18 protein-coding genes are annotated in these 19502 nt (G+C 44.3%); 10 read left to right on the top strand and 8 right to left on the bottom strand.

The window, feature by feature from the left end:
• Positions 1-15 precede the first annotated feature (15 nt).
• Positions 16-600: a hypothetical protein gene (locus AABA11_RS04145; protein ID WP_265728553.1), complete on the bottom strand. Its 585-nt coding sequence runs from the start codon at positions 598-600 to the stop codon at positions 16-18.
• Positions 601-735: 135 nt separating this feature from the next.
• Positions 736-999 carry a DksA/TraR family C4-type zinc finger protein gene (locus tag AABA11_RS04140; RefSeq protein WP_100185968.1) on the bottom strand — a complete coding sequence of 88 codons (264 nt, stop codon included), beginning with the start codon at positions 997-999 and terminating at the stop codon, positions 736-738.
• Between the two features lie 219 nt (positions 1000-1218).
• On the opposite strand from AABA11_RS04140, the gene AABA11_RS04135 reads away from it, so the two are divergent.
• The gene (locus AABA11_RS04135; RefSeq protein WP_338265636.1) at positions 1219-1803 is read left to right on the top strand and encodes a HupE/UreJ family protein; all 585 of its coding nucleotides are present in this window, start codon (positions 1219-1221) and stop codon (positions 1801-1803) included.
• Positions 1804-2037: 234 nt separating this feature from the next.
• Positions 2038-4236: a bifunctional diguanylate cyclase/phosphodiesterase gene (locus AABA11_RS04130; RefSeq protein WP_338265634.1), complete on the top strand. Its 2199-nt coding sequence runs from the start codon at positions 2038-2040 to the stop codon at positions 4234-4236.
• Between the two features lie 169 nt (positions 4237-4405).
• On the opposite strand, the gene AABA11_RS04125 is transcribed toward AABA11_RS04130, so the two are convergent.
• From AABA11_RS04125 to ectA, 4 genes are all read right to left on the bottom strand, one after another.
• On the bottom strand, positions 4406-5848 hold the full coding sequence (locus tag AABA11_RS04125; protein WP_265728556.1) for an aspartate kinase: 1443 nt from the start codon (positions 5846-5848) through the stop codon (positions 4406-4408).
• Between the two features lie 300 nt (positions 5849-6148).
• Positions 6149-6538 carry an ectoine synthase gene (locus AABA11_RS04120; protein ID WP_265728557.1) on the bottom strand — a complete coding sequence of 130 codons (390 nt, stop codon included), beginning with the start codon at positions 6536-6538 and terminating at the stop codon, positions 6149-6151.
• 146 nt (positions 6539-6684) lie between these two features.
• Positions 6685-7998, bottom strand: coding sequence for a diaminobutyrate--2-oxoglutarate transaminase (gene ectB / locus AABA11_RS04115; RefSeq protein ID WP_265728558.1), 1314 nt, complete (start codon positions 7996-7998; stop codon positions 6685-6687).
• Positions 7999-8093: 95 nt separating this feature from the next.
• Positions 8094-8591 carry a diaminobutyrate acetyltransferase gene (gene ectA / locus AABA11_RS04110; protein ID WP_338265629.1) on the bottom strand — a complete coding sequence of 166 codons (498 nt, stop codon included), beginning with the start codon at positions 8589-8591 and terminating at the stop codon, positions 8094-8096.
• Between the two features lie 411 nt (positions 8592-9002).
• On the opposite strand from ectA, the gene AABA11_RS04105 reads away from it, so the two are divergent.
• Positions 9003-10361, top strand: coding sequence for a sodium-dependent transporter (locus AABA11_RS04105; protein ID WP_265728560.1), 1359 nt, complete (start codon positions 9003-9005; stop codon positions 10359-10361).
• 88 nt (positions 10362-10449) lie between these two features.
• Here AABA11_RS04105 and AABA11_RS04100 read toward each other — a convergent pair whose 3' ends face one another.
• Positions 10450-10689, bottom strand: coding sequence for a DUF2061 domain-containing protein (locus AABA11_RS04100; RefSeq protein ID WP_338265625.1), 240 nt, complete (start codon positions 10687-10689; stop codon positions 10450-10452).
• A 92-nt stretch (positions 10690-10781) separates the two neighbouring features.
• Positions 10782-11726, bottom strand: coding sequence for a MerR family transcriptional regulator (locus AABA11_RS04095; RefSeq protein ID WP_338265622.1), 945 nt, complete (start codon positions 11724-11726; stop codon positions 10782-10784).
• A gap of 172 nt (positions 11727-11898) precedes the next feature.
• On the opposite strand from AABA11_RS04095, the gene AABA11_RS04090 reads away from it, so the two are divergent.
• From AABA11_RS04090 to AABA11_RS04060, 7 genes are all read left to right on the top strand, one after another.
• Positions 11899-12936 (top strand): NAD(P)/FAD-dependent oxidoreductase, encoded by a 1038-nt coding sequence (locus AABA11_RS04090; protein WP_338265620.1) that lies wholly within the window; start codon positions 11899-11901, stop codon positions 12934-12936.
• Between the two features lie 33 nt (positions 12937-12969).
• Positions 12970-13950: a YbgA family protein gene (locus tag AABA11_RS04085; protein ID WP_265728564.1), complete on the top strand. Its 981-nt coding sequence runs from the start codon at positions 12970-12972 to the stop codon at positions 13948-13950.
• Between the two features lie 14 nt (positions 13951-13964).
• Positions 13965-15377: a deoxyribodipyrimidine photo-lyase gene (gene phrB, locus AABA11_RS04080; RefSeq protein WP_338265611.1), complete on the top strand. Its 1413-nt coding sequence runs from the start codon at positions 13965-13967 to the stop codon at positions 15375-15377.
• Between the two features lie 142 nt (positions 15378-15519).
• Positions 15520-16002, top strand: coding sequence for a MarR family winged helix-turn-helix transcriptional regulator (locus AABA11_RS04075; protein WP_265728566.1), 483 nt, complete (start codon positions 15520-15522; stop codon positions 16000-16002).
• A gap of 287 nt (positions 16003-16289) precedes the next feature.
• Positions 16290-17294, top strand: coding sequence for an ABC transporter substrate-binding protein (locus AABA11_RS04070; protein WP_265728567.1), 1005 nt, complete (start codon positions 16290-16292; stop codon positions 17292-17294).
• Positions 17295-17386: 92 nt separating this feature from the next.
• Complete coding sequence (locus AABA11_RS04065; protein ID WP_338265605.1) at positions 17387-18286, top strand: ABC transporter permease; 900 nt, start codon at positions 17387-17389, stop codon at positions 18284-18286.
• Positions 18279-19451 carry a quaternary amine ABC transporter ATP-binding protein gene (locus AABA11_RS04060; RefSeq protein ID WP_338265603.1) on the top strand — a complete coding sequence of 391 codons (1173 nt, stop codon included), beginning with the start codon at positions 18279-18281 and terminating at the stop codon, positions 19449-19451. The genes AABA11_RS04065 and AABA11_RS04060 overlap by 8 nt, the downstream gene beginning before the upstream one ends.
• Positions 19452-19502: the final 51 nt, after the last annotated feature.

The raw sequence follows: 19502 nt of genomic DNA, 5'->3' as shown, positions 1-19502 counted from the left end.
CGCTGAAAACGTTCGTTAAGCACGAAATGCCAATAAAAGAATGTCTTTGATTTTCCGATCAATGTTTATTTGAGCCGTGTCAAAATCGGCACGCTCTACGTTGTATAAAAACGGCTGAACCTCACGTAGCTTTTTGATCGCTTCAGGATCTTCCGCCAGCAATACGGCGACGTAAGAGAACGCGTCGTAATAAGGAAAAGCTTGTTCACGCAACGCGTTCAAATACGAGTCGACAGACTCCTCACCGAATACTTGTTTGATGGCGGTAATCGCTCCAAAAACAGCAACGCCTTCACACAAGGCTGGCGTAGTAGCGCCGTCAAAGCCAACTGGATATTGGCCGCGCACCATCTCTTGAATAACATCCGCCAACAGCATGACATCATTGCTGAATACTCGGGCTGGCATTTGAATGTTATAACGATATGGCTCATCTGGGTGTTTAAATACAGCACCAGGTTTGGCAATACCATCACTGACCTCAAAGCCATCAAACTTAGCGTCAGCAACCGCTTTGCCAAAAAGAAACTCTACTGCTGGAAGCCAAGCTGCGCGTAATTTTTCTAATTTATTTACTTCTGTTGAGTAAGTGTCGGCCACAACCTCATCCTTATTAATTCTGAAAGAAACAGGGCATCAGATTCGTTGTCAAAACGCCCTTTTAGATAGGCGAAACCTTACCATATTGCAGGCATTCAAGCAGGGGAAATTCTCGTTAACCAATGAGATAAATCATTATCTTAGTTGGCTGTCTTTACTGCCAGCTCGATTGTACAAAGCAGAACGGCCTTTCTTCTCTTGCTCAGACTGACACTGAATACACAAACGTACACCTTGAATCGCTTTACGGCGAGGCTCAGGAATCACTGCATCGCATTCTTCACAATGAGTCAGGCTCTCGCCTTTTGGCATGCTGTTTTTTGCGCGTTCCACTTCGGAATCAACCGTTGCGTCTATTTGATCTTGTACCGCGCCATCTTGCGCCCAACCACTTGCCATCTGTGTCCCTCTTGTTATCCTTTTTCTTATTCGCAAGACTATAGCCTTATCGTTTAGACACGACAAACTGAAAAAATCGTTAGAGCTCAGTGACATCATTCAACTTATCATGTCATTAGGTATGTTAGAATTCACGATTCCAGCCGCAAGAGCGGTGGTTTCGAAAAGACCATTTTGTAGGGTCTTATTCATATTTATCTATTTTATGGAGACAACACCATGCGTTTATCTACGCTTAAAATGGGATTGGCGGCACTGGTTGCGGCAATACCAGCTCTTGCATCCGCTCACCCAGGACATGAACACACAACAAGTTTTATGACTGGCTTTATGCACCCTATGGGTGGCTTAGATCATTTATTAGCGATGTTAGCCATTGGCCTTTGGGCAGCGAGCCTTGGCGGCCGTGCTCTGTGGGCTGTACCGGCTGCATTTGTTGGGACTATGTTGGTTGGTGGCGCTTTGGCCGTTGCTGGCGTACAGGTTCCTTTCATTGAGCAAGGTATTGTCTTGTCAGTGATTCTGATGGGCGCATTGCTTCTTGGCGCTGCACGCTTCTCTGTTGTTACTTGTGCCGGTATTGCTGGGTTGTTTGCTATTTTCCACGGCGCCGCTCATGGCTTAGAAATGCCACTGAATGCTAACGGCGCGGAATACGCATTGGGCTTTGCGGCCGCGACTGCGTTGTTGCATGTTATAGGTATTGGTTTTGGGGCTGTTATTGCTCGCTTCCAAGCGCCTATTGTGACTCGCGTAACAGGCAGCATTATTGCCATTGCAGGTTTATTCCTTGCACTAGCTTAGTTTTTTAAAGCAAGCCACGTTGTTTTTAGGGCAACGTGGTGATGCCAAATGACAGCAAAAAGGGACATAAACTTTCAATTAACACGACAAAAAATTAAAAACATTACACGGAATTTAGATTATAATTCGTACAATTAATGGCCGTATTTATTGATGAGATATGTCATCAAGTCGATACACACCGACCGATATAATCTTCATATGTTTCATCCATTACCAGTAAAGGACAGTTAGTTGAAGAAAGCCGAATTTAAGCAGCCTTCCGCCTTAATTATTTCATTGATTGCTTTCTTTGCCATTGCATCCTTTGGAGGTTATTGGACTCAGTCAACAAACCGATCCATTGTAAATCAACAGCAATCCTTGCTAAGCGGCGTCTCTCGCACTCAGGCCTCTGTATTAGAAAGACGACTGTCTTCTGCGTTCACCTCTGCTCAAATCCTTGCCTATGAAGTCGAACAAAATAATGGCGCTGGCGAATGGTTCCCTAGTTATGCCAATAAATTGATTGATTCCATCGGTGGTATCGAGAATTTGCAATTATCCCCTAACGGGATTATTTCGGACATTTACCCAATGGAAGGCAATGAGGCGGCAATCGGCTTAGACATTTTAACCACAGACAGATTTAAACAAGAAGCCATGCTGTCCATTTCCAATCATCGCATGTTTGTCATCGGGCCTGTTGCTTTAGTACAAGGGGGTGTGGCGGTCATCAGTCGTGCGCCCATTTTTTTGCATAAAGACACGCACCGAGAACTTTTTTGGGGGTTTGCTTCGGCGGTTATTTATTTAGATAACTTACTAGAAACCACGCAGCTAAAGCGATTAGAAAGTGAAGGCTATCAATACAGTTTATCAAGACAACACGCCACGAGTAGAAAAATGATTGTCTTGTCCTCCTCATTAAGCCCATTGACAGACATACAAGCGTCAACCGATCTCATTTTACCCGTTGGCACTTGGAGCCTTAAAATAAGCAAAGCACTTGACGGTCAGCTGAAAGAGAGAAGTGTCACCGGATACGGCTTCAGCTTACTGGTTGCACTGTTACTGTCTATTGCCTTGTATGCGATTTTAGTTCAGCCCTTAAAGCTAAGAAATCTGGTGAAAGAAAAAACAGCAGAGCTTGAAGAATTAGCCTACAAAGACCCTCTCACTAAATTACCTAATCGCCGCTTCCTACAAGACAACTTACCCAAAATATTATCCAGCAATGTGAAATATCGCCGTATTTCCGCGTTCATTTATTTTGATCTGGACAATTTTAAACGCATTAACGACACCATAGGTCACGATGTTGGTGACCAAGTGTTAATGATCGTCGGTGAGCGATTAAACACCTTAAAAAACAAATCGGACTTAGTGGCACGATTGGGCGGTGACGAATTTGGTATTTTCTTAGGAAATATTCATAACGAAAAAGAAGCGGAAGACTACGCCAACCGAATTCTACAAGGCATTAGAGCACCCGCAAAATTAGACAATCGAGAGTATGTACTGAGTACTTCCTTAGGTATTGCAATGATCCCAGAACATGGACAAGATCTTGTGACCATCATGCAAAATGCAGACATGGCACTGTATCAAGCGAAATTGCAGGGAAAAAACCAGTTCGCTTTTTATACAGAAACCATGAAAATCAGCACCCATAACCTCATCAAAGCAGAAGATGACCTTACTCTTGCTTTGTTGAGAAACGAATTTGAAATGTATTATCAGCCTCAGTTCGACCTTCGCACAAATCATGTTTTTGGTGCGGAAGCATTAATTCGTTGGAATCACCCAGAAAAAGGGCTCATCTTTCCTGATAGCTTTATTCCATTGGCCGAAAGTACCGGAAAAATCATTGAGTTAGGCTATTGGATTGTCGAAAGCAGCATTGCTTACCTGGCTAAACGAAAACAAGAAGGTCGAGTGGATCTGTTACTGCATATTAACCTCGCCTCGCGTCAGCTGTCTGATCCTCACTTTGTCGAGGTTGTACAAAGGCTGTTAAAAGAATACGACGTCCCTGCCCATTTAATTGGTTTTGAAATTACCGAAACCTCCATCTTAGAAGACATTCACCTAGCCAGAGGCTTACTACAGACCTTTAAGGACATGGGGATTTGCATTGCTATTGACGACTTTGGTACAGGCTATTCATCACTTTCTCAGCTAAAGAATCTCCCTGTTAATCTGCTGAAAATTGATCGCAGCTTTATCATGGATTTAGAGAATGATGCGGATGATAGAAAAATTGTCGAGGCCATTATCGCCATGGCGCACAAATTGAATATCAAAGTGCTCGCAGAAGGGATAGAAACCAGAGAACAATGGAAAATGTTGGTGTCATTTCAGTGCGATTTTGGCCAAGGCTACTATGTCAGTAAAGCTATCACTGTTGATGAATTTAACCAAGCCGGGCCCATTGTACATAACGACATTTAATTGTATATAACGACATTTAGTCGTACTCGACGTCAATATTCACGCTTAAAAACAAATCCTGCAGACATAAAAAAACCAAGTATTTTTCATACTTGGTTGTTTTATGTCTGCTAATGATACGAATAATGCCTTAATAAGACACGCTAAGATCACTGAGGAGACAGGTAGATTACGAAGCTAAACAAATGGCGCGGCCATGGTTATGCACTTCCACCAACTCTTTGTGTAAGCTGCAAATTGCTTTTTCGTAGTCTTCTTCATCAACGACAAACTGCATATCTACCTGACGCATAGATTGGTGCATCGCCAACACGTTAACATCTTGTTCAGCAATGGCTTTCACTGCTTTAGCAAGCATACCCGTCGTCTTCATGTCACTGCCAATTGCAGACACAATCGCCACTTTACGCTGTGTAATTTCTGCGTCTTCAAAACGCTCATGCAACACTCGCATAACACGCTTTAGGGTTTTCAAGTTGATCGCTAAATAATGCGTAATGGTATTGGCATTAATGTCTTTCGCAATGATATGAGCATGAAACTGATTCAGTACTTTTAGAATGGCAACATCAAACTTATCAATGTCACCCGCCATGTCTTGGTCAAACAGCTCAACGGCAAATACACCACGACAACCCGCGATAATTTCTACACAAGGTGCGTCACTGACATAGTCACCCGTGATCAAAGTACCTGTATGATCTGGTTCAAACGTGTTTTTTACGCGCAATGAAATGCCACTTTGACGTAAGCCTTTCGCCGCTTTCGGGTGGATGGCTTCCATTCCAAGGTTGGCAAGTTGATCCGCCACGTCATAATTCGTACGACCAATCGGCACCGCCTTGCTTTCACCCACTAAACGAGGATCAGCACTGCTCAAATGGAATTCTTTGTGGATAACCGCTTCACGGGCTTCCGTCAAAACCGCAATTCGGCTAAAAGTCATTTCACTGTAACCACGGTCAAAAGTAGACATTAGACCCGTTTCACTGTGCGCATAACCCGTAGCGATTGGTAGCTCTTTGCTCAAATCAACGCCCTTAAATGCGTCAAGAATACGCTCATCAAGCGACATATGGCTTGGACTATTCCAGCCAGTTAGATCGACAAATACCGCATTTACGCCATCACGCTGTAATAAATGAGCCGTATTCCAAGCACTGTGTGCTTCACCGATACTGGCTAACATTTCACGCACGGTAGCTAGATGTTCGCTGATTGAGAAATGACCATGCTGGCAAAGACGATGTAAGTCTTCCAAACATTCTTGCGCGTCTTTCAAACGGCTATTTAAAAATGCGTCGGCTTTTTCACGCAACTCACCCGCTTCAAACAAGGTGTGGTTTATTTCCAACATTGCGGCGCGTACGTCTTGCAACGCAGGGAACCAATTATTTTGCTTACGTTCTTGGGCGAACAAAGCAAACACACCAGCGTCGCCAGTTTTTTTGTGTTCTAACAGCTTATCTGTCATACCAGCATAAGCAGAAACAACAAAAATACGCTGGTACATGTTGTTCGCTTGAGTTGGCTTGAAAATAATATTATCTCGAACCGAACGGTAGTCACTCATGGACGTACCGCCAATTTTTTCAACTGTATGTTGTCCCATTATTTACCCAATTTATCTAGGGGTCGAAAGCAAACTTCGACCGGAGTCAAAAACTGCCGCTATATTGTCATAAGGTTGCGGAAAATTTAAGCATTAATCGCATTTTTTAAGCACAGTAATCCATAGACAAAGCGTGATCTAACAAGGCTTTATGATTTATGTTTTCTGAACGAAACAGAATCACAATAAAGGACAATAAGATGCAGCAGAAAAGTGAATATGTATAACGTTATGCGCCCTAGTCAAAGACGCATAACGCTCACAATACAAATTAAAAAGAGTTCGCGTTAAAGCACACGCTTAATCAATTAACTCGTAAGCGCCTTCAGAGTTATGCACTTCTTTACCCGTGATTGGTGGGTTAAAAACACAAGCCAATTTCAGTTCTTTGAAGGCTCTCAAGGTATGCGCATCATGCTTATCTAAGACATACACAACACCCGGTTTAATATGATGTTTTTGGCCTGTTTCGCGGCTTTCTACTTCGCCTTCGCCGGAGATGCAGTACACAGATTCAAGGTGGTTTTGATAGTGCATGTCAAAATCTTTGCCTTCATAAATCGTCGTAATATGAAAAGAAAAACCCATGTTGTCTTCTTTCAACAACAAACGTGTGCTTTCCCAATTGCCATCTGGTGACACTACGCGGCGGTCGGTTTTCTCACATTCTGCTAAATCACGTGCAAACATTCTTTTCTCCTTATGATCCGAAGATCGATTAAATGCCGGTATCAATACCGAAAGAAACTTGAGGTTTCGAACTTACTATTTACTTCACTCAAGTGAGGGACTGGAACCACCGCTAAAATAACGCAGCGGTTCCATGAGAAGAGGAACTAGACAGCAATGTCATAGTTCTCATCGAAGTAGCTCTTGGCTTCTGGCATGTCGTCTTCCTTAGCACACACATCACGAATAGCGCGCTCTAGAATATCAATACCTTGTTTTAGTTCTTCATCGCTGATAATTAGAGGGCAAAGGAATTTAACCACCTGGTCATCAGCACCTGATGTTTCAATCATCAGACCATTCTGGAAACATTTCTTGGTAATCTTGCCCGCCAACTCACCGCTAACACAGTTGATACCACGCATCATACCTCGACCTTGAAGGGTAAAGTTACCTTCTCCAAACTCATTAACGATGGCTTGTGTACGCTCATGAATGTACTCACCTTTGCGCTTGATTTCTTTTTCAAATGCGTCGTCTTTCCAGTAAGTTTCAATCGCCACTTTAGCGGTAACAAACGCTAGATTGTTACCACGGAACGTACCGTTATGTTCGCCCGGCTTCCATTCATCTAGCTCTGGGCGCATTAGAACAACCGCAAACGGAAGACCATAACCGCTCAGTGATTTAGACATGGTAACAATGTCAGGTTTGATACCCGCGTCTTCAAAGCTAAAGAAAGTCCCTGTACGACCACAACCTGCCTGAATATCATCGACAATCAATAGCACGCCGTGCTTTTTACATACGGCTTCTAAGTTTTGTAACCAGCCAAAGCTCGCAGCATTAATGCCACCTTCACCTTGCACGGTTTCAACAATCACTGCGGCTGGTGTATCAACACCACTACTGGAGTCAGACAACACTTTGTCTAGGTATTCTGTCGTCTCAATACCCTCACCCAAATAGCCATCAAACGGAACGGTTGAAACACCAGCACCCAAACTTGTACCTGCTGCACCACGGTGATGAGAGTTACCCGTTACAGATAACGCCCCCAAACTACAACCATGAAAACCATTGGTGAAACTAATAACATTTTCACGGCCAGTAACGTTACGTGCTAATTTTAGTGCAGCTTCAACCGCATTCGTCCCTGTTGGTCCGGTGAACTGCATCATGTATTCAAGGCCACGGGGTTCTAAAATGTATTTTTTGAACGTTTCCAGAAACTCGCCTTTGGCCTTTGTATGCATATCAAGGCCATGTGTAATGCCGTCTTCCATGATGTATTCAACCAATTTTTTCTTAAAAACTGGATTGTTATGACCGTAGTTCAAAGTACCCGCACCCGCTAAGAAGTCGAGGTATTGGTTGCCTTCTTGGTCGTACAAATGCGCACCCAGTGCACGGTGAAAAACACGAGGGAAAGAGCGAGCGTAAGATTGTACTTCTGATTCAATTTCGTCAAAAATTTTCATATTGTTATCATCCTTTAAATTGATTAAATAGTAGCCGTATTTAGAAAACAACGTCGAGAGCGAAAGCCTAGCTTTCCAGCGTCTCGGCTTCTAAATCACACGGTTATTGGACCGATTCGAACGAGATGCTCGGTATCGTGTTGCCCTTTAAAATGATCCTGCTTATCAAACAGGATAGATTCTTCTAACGAGGCACTAAGTTGATCGGAAAGGCGGCGGAACAATGCCCAAGAGCCATCATTTGTTGCGGTAATACTGGTTTCGATGAAACGCACGCCAGAACAGCTAGATCGTTCAAGCAGTGATGAAACCATTTTCTTTGCCAGTCCCTGACCACGTGCTTTTTCACTTACGGCCACCTGCCAAACAAATAACGTGTCTGGTCGGTTAGGGATCACATAGCCAGAAACAAAGCCCACCAACTCACCATCTACTAAACGCGCTGCTATCGAAGTGTCACTAAAATGGCTTGCTTGCAGTAAGTTGCAATAAACGGAATTGGTGTCCAGTGGAGGGCACGATGCCACTAACTGGTGAATCGCCATTCCATCTGCTGCACTCGGTGCTGAAAACACTATTTTTTTTGAATTCATACCTTTATCCATTAGAAATCAAAGTATTTAACGTCTCTCAAAACTGAGTCGTTCTCTCATGTTTGCCATCTTAGTCGCAAGAAAAAGAAAGCAATTGATTTGATGTCTAAACATTATACTTAAAAACAAATCCCTGGCCAGCATTTATTTAGAGATCTAATCATTACATAACTAACATTTCTCATATTTATACCGCACCAAATTCAAAAAAATGCACTTAATAGAAGCAAATAGAATAAAAAAGTCTTTTTTTGTTGCATAAACGCACTGAAATTCGGAAAATCCTGCCCCTATTCGGAGCTTTGCTTACCAGTTTCTTAACAAACTGGTAAAAGTGGGAAGCAGTGGTTTGGCTATGAAACCAGCTCCGAACGCTGTTTATATATTGCTATCAATCATTTAGAGATAACTATGACAAATAAAACATCAATCCAAGGCTCATGGGCTAGCCGATGGATTTTCATTTTAGCGGCAACAGGTTCCGCTGTTGGTTTAGGTAATATCTGGAAATTTCCTTACATCACAGGTGAAAACGGTGGTGGGGCTTTTGTATTAGTGTATTTGGCTTGCATATTATTGGTGGGTATCCCAATCATGATGGCCGAAGTATTCATTGGCCGTCGCGCCCGTAAAAACCCCATCAACGCCTTAAGCGATGTCGCAGAAGAATCAGAAGGTAGCCGCTCTTGGGGCATCATTGGCTTCATGGGAATGCTGTCTGGCGTTTTGATTTTCTCATTCTATTCTGTTGTGGGTGGCTGGGTATTACATTACATCAAGGCCATGGTAACGGGCGAAATGCTAGGCGTAACGTCTGATGCTGCCGGCGCTACATTTGGTGCGTTATTGGCGGATCCGGCCACGTTGCTGGGTTGGCACACACTCTTCAGCATCATGACAGTTGCCGTCGTTGCCGCTGGTATAAATAAAGGCATTGAAACAGCCACTCGCATCATGATGCCTGCGTTGTTTGTTCTTTTGATCATCTTACTTGGCTATGCCATGACAACCGATGGTTTTGCTCAGGGTTGGAACTTCATGTTCGAGTTTGATTTCAGCAAACTTACGTGGAACGCAGCTCTAATTGCATTAGGTCACTCGTTCTTTACCCTATCATTGGGTATGGGAACCATAATGGCTTATGGCTCATACATGACTCAAAAAGCGTCTATCGGTAAAACGGTATTGGCAATTGGTGCATTGGATACGCTGGTAGCATTGGTTGCAGGTTTGGCTATCTTCCCTATTATCTTCTCTAACGGAATGGATCCTGCGGCTGGTCCTGGCTTGATGTTTATCTCTTTGCCAGTTGCCTTTGGACAAATGCCATTCGGACAACTATTTGGCATCTTGTTCTTTGTTCTAGTCGGTGTTGCGGCATGGACCTCTGCGATTTCTTTGCTAGAGCCAACAGTGGCTTTCTTGGTAGAGCGTTTCAAAATGAAACGAATCACCGCTTCTATTGGTTTAGGAATTGTTGTTTGGGGACTGGGAATTGCGTGCCTAGGCTCATTCAGCTTCATGTCTGATGTCACGTTATTCGGCAAGAATACATTCGACTTCTTAGACTACATCACAGCCAATATTATGTTGCCATTGGGCGGCATCCTTATTGCTTTGTTTGCCGGCTGGGTAGTGAAAGACAAATTCGCTCAAGAAGAGCTTCAGCTTCCAAGCACAGTGTACACGCTGTGGAATTTTTCCATGAAGTTCACTGCACCAATCGCTGTGGCGGTCGTACTGTATTTCTTGATCAATCCAATGTCTTAAACCTAATCGGTTTACGATATAAAAAACCCCACTGGTGCTGATGCTTCAGTGGGGTTATTTTTTGTATGCGCAACACACTTTACTGACATCACATGGATCTCAGAGCGTAGTTTTCACCAGCAGTACGAAGCGCACTACTCAATTCTGATGCAACGTCCGATTGCTGTACTTTATTCCAAATAATCTCATGGAAATAAAAAGCAACGGTGTTGATTGCCGGTTCTACAATGGCCACTAAACCACCCACCAATAGACTGCCAGTGATGAGATACGCGACCGAAAACGCAATTGAAAAGTGCATTACTGCGAAAGTCATTGTCTTAGCCATTTCTTATCTCCTTTACTTAATTAATAGAGATAATAAATGATCGCATCAAATTGCAAAAATATATTATATAAATCCAATCAATAGTTTTTTCCTTACTTCTGTACCGCAATCACTTGGTTCATAAAATCCATTACGCCATCGAAAGGGTCTGAATAGACTTTAACGCCATTGATCGTTGTCGTACCGGCTTCATGAGCTGCCAACCAAACACTGGCACCAACCACCCCAACAGGGCGCTCCCATTGCTGCATACTATTGAGTAAATCAGTGGTTTTGCTCGCCACATCCTGTTCACAAAATGCCAGTACCGACGACGCTTTGGTACCAGCGACCAGCTCTGACCAATCATCACTGTGCTGAACATTTGCGACCACTCGACAAGATAAGCCTTTGTCCATCAAAAGCGCGGCTGCCATATAACACCAAAGACTCCGCTGCCCCATTAACCCTGTAATAAGTACGTTTGAACGCGACTTTTGTTGAGCTTTAACTTGGTTAACCCTAGCGACCAATGCCCCCAACATAATCGACTCACAAAACGCGAGAGCCGCACTCTTACCCAATTGCTCAAAGCTTGGAAGCAACCAATCCTTCACCGCGATTTGTGCGGGATATTGAGAAAAAATTTGCTGATACATTTGCTCAATTTTGTCAGCTTGAAAGGCTTTCGCTGCGTTTACTAATGATGTCTGCCATTCTAGCCACTCGTTGGACAATACGGCCTCGTCAGCTAACGCGCCTTGATCCAACAAAGCCCGAACCTTACCGACCGCCACACCTTGCTGAATCCATCGTAATATAGCGTCAACACGCTGCACATCGCCCTGATCATAAAGTCGATGCCCCTTTCCCGTTCGTTTTGGCTTTAATAAACCATAACGACGCTCCCACGCTCGCAACGTGACCGAATTTACCCCCGTTTTTAACGACAGCTCTCGGATAGGAAAATAAGACGCATCGTCTAACAAGACCGTGTCATCTAAAAGTTCGGTTTTCTTTGGGGCGGATGTCTTTTTTGATGTACTCGACTGACTCATGCAAATTTTCCAAAAATCATTAGTAAAGTGAAATTATTCAGTTGATGTGTTCTAAACTTAACAGAGAACAAAAAAGCTATACAAATATTTTTTTTGTATAAGACTGTTGCATTTCTTGTACAAGATTCTATATTGTATAAGAAAGAAAGACATCAACAAGAGAGTAAAAACCATGAACACATCCATTTTAGATCAGACAACCACACCCATTTTTGATGTGGCTATTATTGGGGCTGGCTTATCTGGAAGTTTGTGTGCGCATTTACTCGCTCAATCAGGTCAATCGGTTTGTGTCATCGAAAAGAGCCGCGGCAGTGGCGGGCGCGCAGGCAGTAAACGATTAGAAAACGAAATCAGTTGTGATTTAGGAACCCCCTATATTCTCGCTAAACACCCAGACACTCTGGCGCTTTTTCAGCCGCTCACACAAGACCATATCATCGCCCCCTGGCAGCAAGGCAACGACCAAGAGGGAAAAGCTTTTGTGGGCGTTCCAAAAATGAGCACATTGACTCGCCACTGGCTTGAAGCGGCAACATTGGTCACCAACACTCGAATTCACCATTTGGATCAGTTAAACAACGACAGTGAACAACCCACTTGGCTATTAAGAGACGATAAATACAAACCGGTTGTCATCGCAAAAAGCCTCATTATCGCCACCCCTGCGCAACAAGCGGCCTCTTTGCTCGCCACTCACGACAAATTAGCGGTGCCACTACTAAGAGCCAATCGAGCGTGCGAAAACTATGAATCCCAGTGGGCCATGTGGCTAGAAACAGAGCCTTGTGACCTTGGTGCCTTGATTGAACCAAAAGGTTCACCGATCAAGCGAATGATCAAAGACAACCACAAACCCATGCGTCCATTAGAAAACGTAGACCGCTGGGTCATTCAAACAGACCCAAGTTGGACGAAACAACACCTCGATACCGACAAAGGCTGGATTGCGGATGCATTGCTGCAGGCTTTCTCTGAAATAACCGAACACAGAGTGCTAAAACATGGCGACCCACATCGTTGGTTTTTAAGTCGATTTACCGAGCACAAAGCAAATCGTCCTTTCGTGTGGTCACCAGAACATCAGGTTGGATTAATTGGCGATTGGCTTTGCCAAGGTGATGCCGAAGGCGCATTGCTCAGCGCAATGTCTTTAACCAAACACTTAAAAGACTTAAAAAACTTAAAAGACTTAAAAGACTTAAATTAAAAGCGCCATTACAGACTTTTGGAGGACGTAATTATGCCACATTCTCAACCATCACCAGATCAGTTAACGCACAAAATCCCTGTCGGAATCAGCGCCTGCTTACTGGGTGAAAATGTACGCTACAACGGTGGACACAGTCATTCTGATTATTGCGACAAAATACTCAGTCACTATTTTGACTATCAAAAATTTTGCCCAGAAGTTGCCGCCGGCTTTGGTACACCACGTCCAACACTGCGTCTAGAAGGCAACCCCGATAATCCACGAATGGTTTTCAGTAAGAATTCCGAAGAAGATGTTTCAGACGTATTCATGGCGGCCTCGAATAAATACCTAGAGAACTTATCGCACTTGGATGGCTATATCTTGATGAAGAAATCCCCAAGCTGTGGCATGGAACGCATCAAGGTATATCAAGAAAATGGCCATCCCCACATGCAACGTAGTGCAGGACTTTTTACCAAGGCATTGCAGCAACGTTATCCACTACTTCCCGTTGAGGAAGACGGTCGACTCAATGACCCAGCGTTACGAGAAAACTTTTTATTGCGCGTATTTACTCATCATGACTTTCGCCACAGCCTGGGAGAAGACGCCAAAATGAAAGACCTCATTGCCTTCCACAGCCGCTACAAATACATGGTCATGGCGCACTCACAACCTATTTATCGCAAACTGGGTCGCATGTTATCTGGCAACGATAAACGTCCGTTTAACGAATTAAAAACCGCCTACTTTGACATACTCATGACCACCTTATCTAAACCCGCTGCGCGTAAAAACCACTGCAACGTGTTGATGCACCTAGTGGGTTATTTGAAGCATGCGGTGGATGTTTCGGTCAGAAAAGACATTCTAGACGTGGTTGAACAATACCGTCGTGGCGAAGTAAACCTAGCAACACCTGTTACCTTGCTGCATCACTATTTAAAGCATTACGGCAGCGAATACATTAATTCACAAAGTTATTTCATCCCCTACCCATCACCACTTGGCATCCGTAACACGGTTTAAGGCAGCGCTGAAAAATGAAAATTACGCACCTCGTTTGGTTACGAAACGACCTTAGATGTCAGGACAATCCGGCACTGCATTTCGCCTTTCTTGAAGCGAGTTCGCTTCAAGAAGGCATTGCCGTGTTGGTCACGCCAACGCCCAAACAATGGGCGAAACATAACGAATCGGATGCCAAAACTGGACTTCGTGCCGGTCTGATAAATACCCTGTCTAGCACGCTCGCCCAATTGGGTATCCCATTGCATTGCCTAGATACAGAAACGTTCGAAACACTGCCCGAATTGATCGCGCAATTCTGCACCTCAAACAACATCAAACATTTTTGGTTCAATCGAGATCTGCCCATCCACGAACAGCAAAGAGATCAAGCTGTCTGTGAAACATTAAAGTCACTCGATATCAGCTGCCATGTACAGGCAACCGACCTGATTGTTCCTCGGGATGTACTAAGCCAGCAAGGAACACCATTTAAAGTATTCACGCCTTTTTTTAATCGCTGGATTACGCTTCTGGCTGAGCAAGACATCACCCCATTTCCTGCTCCAGAAAAGCAAGCAGACGCACTCACGGTCAAACCCCTAGATTTACCTTGGGCAAAGCCCTACCGTGACGATTTATGGCCCGCTGACCAAGACATAGCCAAACAAAAACTCTGGCAATTTTGCCATCACAAAGAGCGTCATTATAAAGAAAGCAGAGATTACCCGATTGAGCCTGCCACCAGCACGCTTTCGCCATACCTTGCTTTGGGTGCGCTTGGACCAAGACAATGCCTAGAAGCCATTTTCTATACTTGTAACCAAGAAGAACGACGCTGGCAAGACAGCATTTGGCTGAAAGAGCTCGCGTGGCGAGATTTTTATCGTCAATTAATGGCTCACTTTCCCGCTCTGTGCATGAATCGTCCTTTTAAACCTGAAACTGACGCCCTGATTTGGCGACATAACAACGCCGAATTTCAAGCTTGGTGCGAGGGGAAAACCGGATTCCCAATTGTGGACGCCGCCATGCGACAACTGAACCAAACCGGTTGGATGCACAACCGTTTGCGAATGATCGTCGCCAGCTTCTTTACCAAACTCATGTTTGCTGATTGGCGAAAAGGCGAAGCCTATTTTATGAGCAAGTTAATTGATGGCGAATTCGCTGCCAACAATGGCGGCTGGCAATGGAGCGCTTCAACAGGCTGTGACGCAGCGCCCTATTTCCGCGTATTTAATCCAACCCGCCAATCGGAAACCTACGATAAAAATGGCGATTTTATCCGGCGTTTTGTACCAGAGCTGAGCAAGTTGGACGCTAAATCCATTCATGACCCCAAACCGGAACAGAGAAAACTCTGCAAGTATCCAGCCCCCATTATTGACTATAAACCAGCACGACTGGCGGCCATTGCAGCGTTTGATGAATTAAAAGGACGATAACGCCAGATACGCGGTTGTTTCTTTTTCGGCATAAATCGCAAACAACCGCTATAGTTTGAACTGTAATATTTTTTTAATCTTCGCTTTTACAGGCTCCAACAAAATCATATAATTCAAAAAATTTCTTGGATCTCATATTGCTATGCCTAACTCACCACAACACCTGCACGATGTTCTTGTTCATTTACGACGCATCATTCGTGCGACTGATTTACAATCCAAACGTGTGGTAAAAGCCTGTGGTTTAACCATCCCGCAAATCATGGTACTTCGCTCTATTGAAGAACTTGGCGACGTCACTGTCCGTAAAATTTCAGACAGTGTCTCTTTAAGCCAAGCCACCGTCACCACCATTCTTAATCGCTTGGAAGATCGCAAGCTGGTAGAGCGAGTTCGAGCACAAAAAGACAAACGCATTGTAAACGCAAGACTGACCCCTGAAGGTCGAACCATATTAAACACAGCGCCGCCTTTGTTGCATGAAAAATTTGTCGGCGAATTCGAGTCTTTAGAAGGTTGGGAGCAAACGCAAATTTTGGCGTCGCTACAACGTATTGCCATGATGATGGACGCGGAACACATTGATGCTGCTCCCATGCTCGACATCAACTCACCAAATATTTAATTCTTTCCTTAGACAGCTTCCTATTCAAAACCCGACGTTCACACCAGTGACCGTCGGGTTTTTTTATTGCTCTCAACTTGCACTCGCAAATTAATAGTTACATCTAAATACAATAAAAAACCAAAACCTCATAACAAACACAAAAAATAAAATGCAAGTTATTGTTTTGTATGTATTTTTAAAAAATACAAAAAGAAAGAAACAAAGCCGGATTTGATATAACTGATTAGATGTGTAAACTAAAAGGATATAAAATTTATAACTCAAAACATAAAAGGAACACACCAATGTATAAAAAAAGCATCTTAGCAGGGCTTTTAACCCTCACAGCCACGTCATCATTTGCAGCAACTCAAAGTTGTGGCAAGGTTGAAATCGCCGACATGAACTGGAATTCTGCGTCTTTAATGGCCAATATCGATAAGTTTATCTTAGAGCACGGCTATGGCTGCGATGCCGAGCTAATACCCGGCGATACCATGCCAACCAGTACTTCCATGGCAGAAAAAGGCCAGCCAGATATCGCACCAGAAATGTGGACCAATGCCGTCAAAGCACTGATTGATCGTGGCGTAGCAGACGGGCGTTTAAGCATTGCAGGCAAATCCCTGTCCGACGGTGGTGAAGAAGGCTTTTGGGTACCGAAATACATGGTCGACAAAGACCCTTCACTTGCAACGATTCAAGGTGTCATAAAACACGCTAAAGACTTCCCTAGCTCCGAAGACCCTTCTGTTTCTGCATTTTATGGTTGCCCTGCAGGCTGGGGCTGTCAGATCACAGCCGGTAATTTATTTAAGGCGTTGAATCTTAAAGATGCGGGTTTCGAATTGATTGACCCAGGTTCTTCGGCAGGGCTTTCTGGCTCACTTAGCCGCGCCTACGAGCGAGAGGAGGCGTGGTTCGGTTACTACTGGGCTCCTACCGCCATTTTAGGAAAATACGAAATGGTAAAAGTCGACTTTGGTACCGGTGTCGACACCGAGCACTATATCAAATGCATTGCCGAAGACAGCTGTTTGAACCCAAAAGTGACCATGTACCCACCTTCCCCAGTATTCACAGTGACCACCGCAGACTTCAAGAAAAGAGCGCCTGAAGCGTATGCCTATACAGAAAAGCGTGCCTTTACAAATGCGCAAATGAACGCGTTATTGGCTTGGATGGAAGACAACCAAGCAGACGGTCAATACGCGGCAGAAAATTTCATGTTTAATCACGAGGATGTGTGGTCGAAATGGGTCAGCAAGGACGTAAAAGCAAACATAGAAAAAGCTCTTGATAACCTATAAGTCGCTTTAAAAACGTTTCACTTTTCGAGCCGCGCAACGAACACCTCCTGCGCGGCGACTATTCCTTTGCTTTACTCTTTGAGAACTCATTTATGTCAGACACCTCTTGGTTAACTGAATTTCCGGACATGAGTCGTCGAGATTTACTTGCGATTCGACAAACGCTAGACGGCGCTTATCGTTCCTTTTCACGCGCCTATGGCGAATCCATAGAAAACTTCTTCAATCCCCTTTTGCATTTTTTAATCTGGTTTGAAAACCTTCTAATACAAACACCTTGGTGGATTGTTCTGGCCATCATCATAGGACTTGTTTACGCCGCTACACGCTCTTGGAAGCTCTGTGCTGGCGTTTTGGTGTCTTTTCTGGCCATCGGTTACTTTGGCATGTGGGAAGACACGATGCGGACGCTAAGCATCATTACCGTGTGTACCATCTTATCTATTTGTATTGGCATCCCCATCGGTATCTTGATGGCAAGATCCGACCGAGCTAAGTCCATCATCACGCCATTGCTTGATATTATGCAGACCATGCCCGCTTTTGTTTACTTGATTCCTGTTGTTATGCTGCTAGGTATTGGACGAATTCCAGGCGTTATCGCCGTGGTCATTTACGCTATTCCGCCCGTCATCCGTTTGACCAATTTAGGCATTCGACTAGTCAATCGCGAAACCTTAGAAGCGGCAACGGCTTATGGCGCAACGCCCACCCAGCGATTGTTTGGCGTACAAATCCCCCTTGCTATGCCAACTATCATGGCAGGCATTAACCAAACCATTATGATGGCGCTCGCTATGGTTGTTGTGGCGTCAATGATCGGCGTTAAAGGTTTGGGACAACCTGTATTGAAATCCATTACTAATCAATATTTTACACTGGGTTTATTAAACGGTCTGGCCATTGTCGCACTGGCCATTATTTTTGATCGTGTCTCTCAAAGCTACGCAAAACGAGCACAAAAACACCTTGAGGGGACAGAGAATGGATAATCCACGCGAAACACTCATTGAAATTGAAGGTCTGTACCAAATTTTTGGCCCCAAAGCTGAAGAGGTTTTGCCCAAAGTCAAAGCCGGTGCTTCGAAAGAAGACATACTCGCCGAAACCAGTCATACCATTGGCCTGCAAGACATTAACTTAAGCGTTAAACGCGGTGAAATTTTTGTCATCATGGGGTTATCAGGCTCAGGAAAGTCCACACTGATACGCCATTTTAACCGCCTTATAGACCCAACGGCAGGTAAAATAAAAGTGGATGGCGAAAATATCATGGCGCTATCGCCAAAGGATTTGATCACGTTTAGACGTCATAAAATGGCCATGGTCTTTCAGCACTTTGGGCTCATGCCCCATCGCTGCGTGCTGGACAATGTAGGCTATGGTCTTCTGATCAAAGGTGAAAAACGTGCTGAATGGAAACCCAAGGCGGTGTCATGGTTAGAAACTGTCGGTCTCGCGGGTTACGAAGACCAATTTCCCTCCCAGCTATCAGGCGGACAACAACAGCGCGTTGGGCTGGCTCGAGCGCTTTGTACCGATGCCGAGATACTGTTGATGGACGAAGCCTTTTCTGCACTTGACCCTCTGATTCGAAGCGAGATGCAAGAGCAACTAATGGAGCTACAAGAGAACCTTCAGAAAACCATCATTTTCATTACTCATGATTTAGATGAAGCCCTTAGACTCGGGGATCGCATTGCGGTTCTAAAAGATGGCAAATTGGTGCAAGTGGGCAGTCCTGTGGACATCGTACTTAATCCTGCCGACGACTATGTCAAAGCCTTTGCAAAAGACGTGAACCGCGCACGAGCACTGACCGTTCATACGGTGATGACAACGGATACAGACAAAGTCGAAGGCCTTACAGCAAACGACGTCAAAGACCAATTCCCTATGGACAAAGATTATGCTTTTGTATTCCGTGATGGTAATTACCAAGGCGTTCTAACGAAGCGACAATTCTGTCAGCTAAAAGACGACGACTTATTAGAACCTGTTCTTACGTATGTAGAACCCGTACGGCAAACAAATCTACTGCAAAAAGTCATCCCGATGTGCTTAAACACCCAGTTCGACTTACCAGTAATCAATAAAAAAGGTGAACTGAAAGGACGATTGGAATCAAGCAAACTTGCCAAGGTGCTCTCCCCCTAACTTTAGCACTCTCTGTTACACCTTAGCGCATAAAAAATGGCCGCAGATTAG

The organism is Marinomonas pontica (assembly GCF_036322735.1).
Lineage (GTDB): Bacteria > Pseudomonadota > Gammaproteobacteria > Pseudomonadales > Marinomonadaceae > Marinomonas > Marinomonas pontica.
This window is presented reverse-complemented; position numbering and strand designations above follow the sequence as displayed.

What these genes read in the sequence shown, in the direction of transcription:
- AABA11_RS04140 (WP_100185968.1), bottom strand. Translation starts at nt 999, where the DNA reads ATGGCAAGTGGTTGGGCGCAAGATGGCGCGGTACAAGATCAAATAGAC.
- AABA11_RS04060 (WP_338265603.1), top strand. Translation starts at nt 18,279, where the DNA reads ATGGATAATCCACGCGAAACACTCATTGAAATTGAAGGTCTGTACCAA.
- AABA11_RS04125 (WP_265728556.1), bottom strand. Translation starts at nt 5,848, where the DNA reads ATGGGACAACATACAGTTGAAAAAATTGGCGGTACGTCCATGAGTGAC.
- AABA11_RS04135 (WP_338265636.1), top strand. Translation starts at nt 1,219, where the DNA reads ATGCGTTTATCTACGCTTAAAATGGGATTGGCGGCACTGGTTGCGGCA.
- AABA11_RS04090 (WP_338265620.1), top strand. Translation starts at nt 11,899, where the DNA reads ATGAACACATCCATTTTAGATCAGACAACCACACCCATTTTTGATGTG.
- AABA11_RS04100 (WP_338265625.1), bottom strand. Translation starts at nt 10,689, where the DNA reads ATGGCTAAGACAATGACTTTCGCAGTAATGCACTTTTCAATTGCGTTT.
- ectB (WP_265728558.1), bottom strand. Translation starts at nt 7,998, where the DNA reads ATGAAAATTTTTGACGAAATTGAATCAGAAGTACAATCTTACGCTCGC.
- AABA11_RS04095 (WP_338265622.1), bottom strand. Translation starts at nt 11,726, where the DNA reads ATGAGTCAGTCGAGTACATCAAAAAAGACATCCGCCCCAAAGAAAACC.
- AABA11_RS04075 (WP_265728566.1), top strand. Translation starts at nt 15,520, where the DNA reads ATGCCTAACTCACCACAACACCTGCACGATGTTCTTGTTCATTTACGA.
- AABA11_RS04065 (WP_338265605.1), top strand. Translation starts at nt 17,387, where the DNA reads ATGTCAGACACCTCTTGGTTAACTGAATTTCCGGACATGAGTCGTCGA.
- ectA (WP_338265629.1), bottom strand. Translation starts at nt 8,591, where the DNA reads ATGAATTCAAAAAAAATAGTGTTTTCAGCACCGAGTGCAGCAGATGGA.
- AABA11_RS04120 (WP_265728557.1), bottom strand. Translation starts at nt 6,538, where the DNA reads ATGTTTGCACGTGATTTAGCAGAATGTGAGAAAACCGACCGCCGCGTA.
- AABA11_RS04105 (WP_265728560.1), top strand. Translation starts at nt 9,003, where the DNA reads ATGACAAATAAAACATCAATCCAAGGCTCATGGGCTAGCCGATGGATT.
- phrB (WP_338265611.1), top strand. Translation starts at nt 13,965, where the DNA reads ATGAAAATTACGCACCTCGTTTGGTTACGAAACGACCTTAGATGTCAG.
- AABA11_RS04085 (WP_265728564.1), top strand. Translation starts at nt 12,970, where the DNA reads ATGCCACATTCTCAACCATCACCAGATCAGTTAACGCACAAAATCCCT.
- AABA11_RS04070 (WP_265728567.1), top strand. Translation starts at nt 16,290, where the DNA reads ATGTATAAAAAAAGCATCTTAGCAGGGCTTTTAACCCTCACAGCCACG.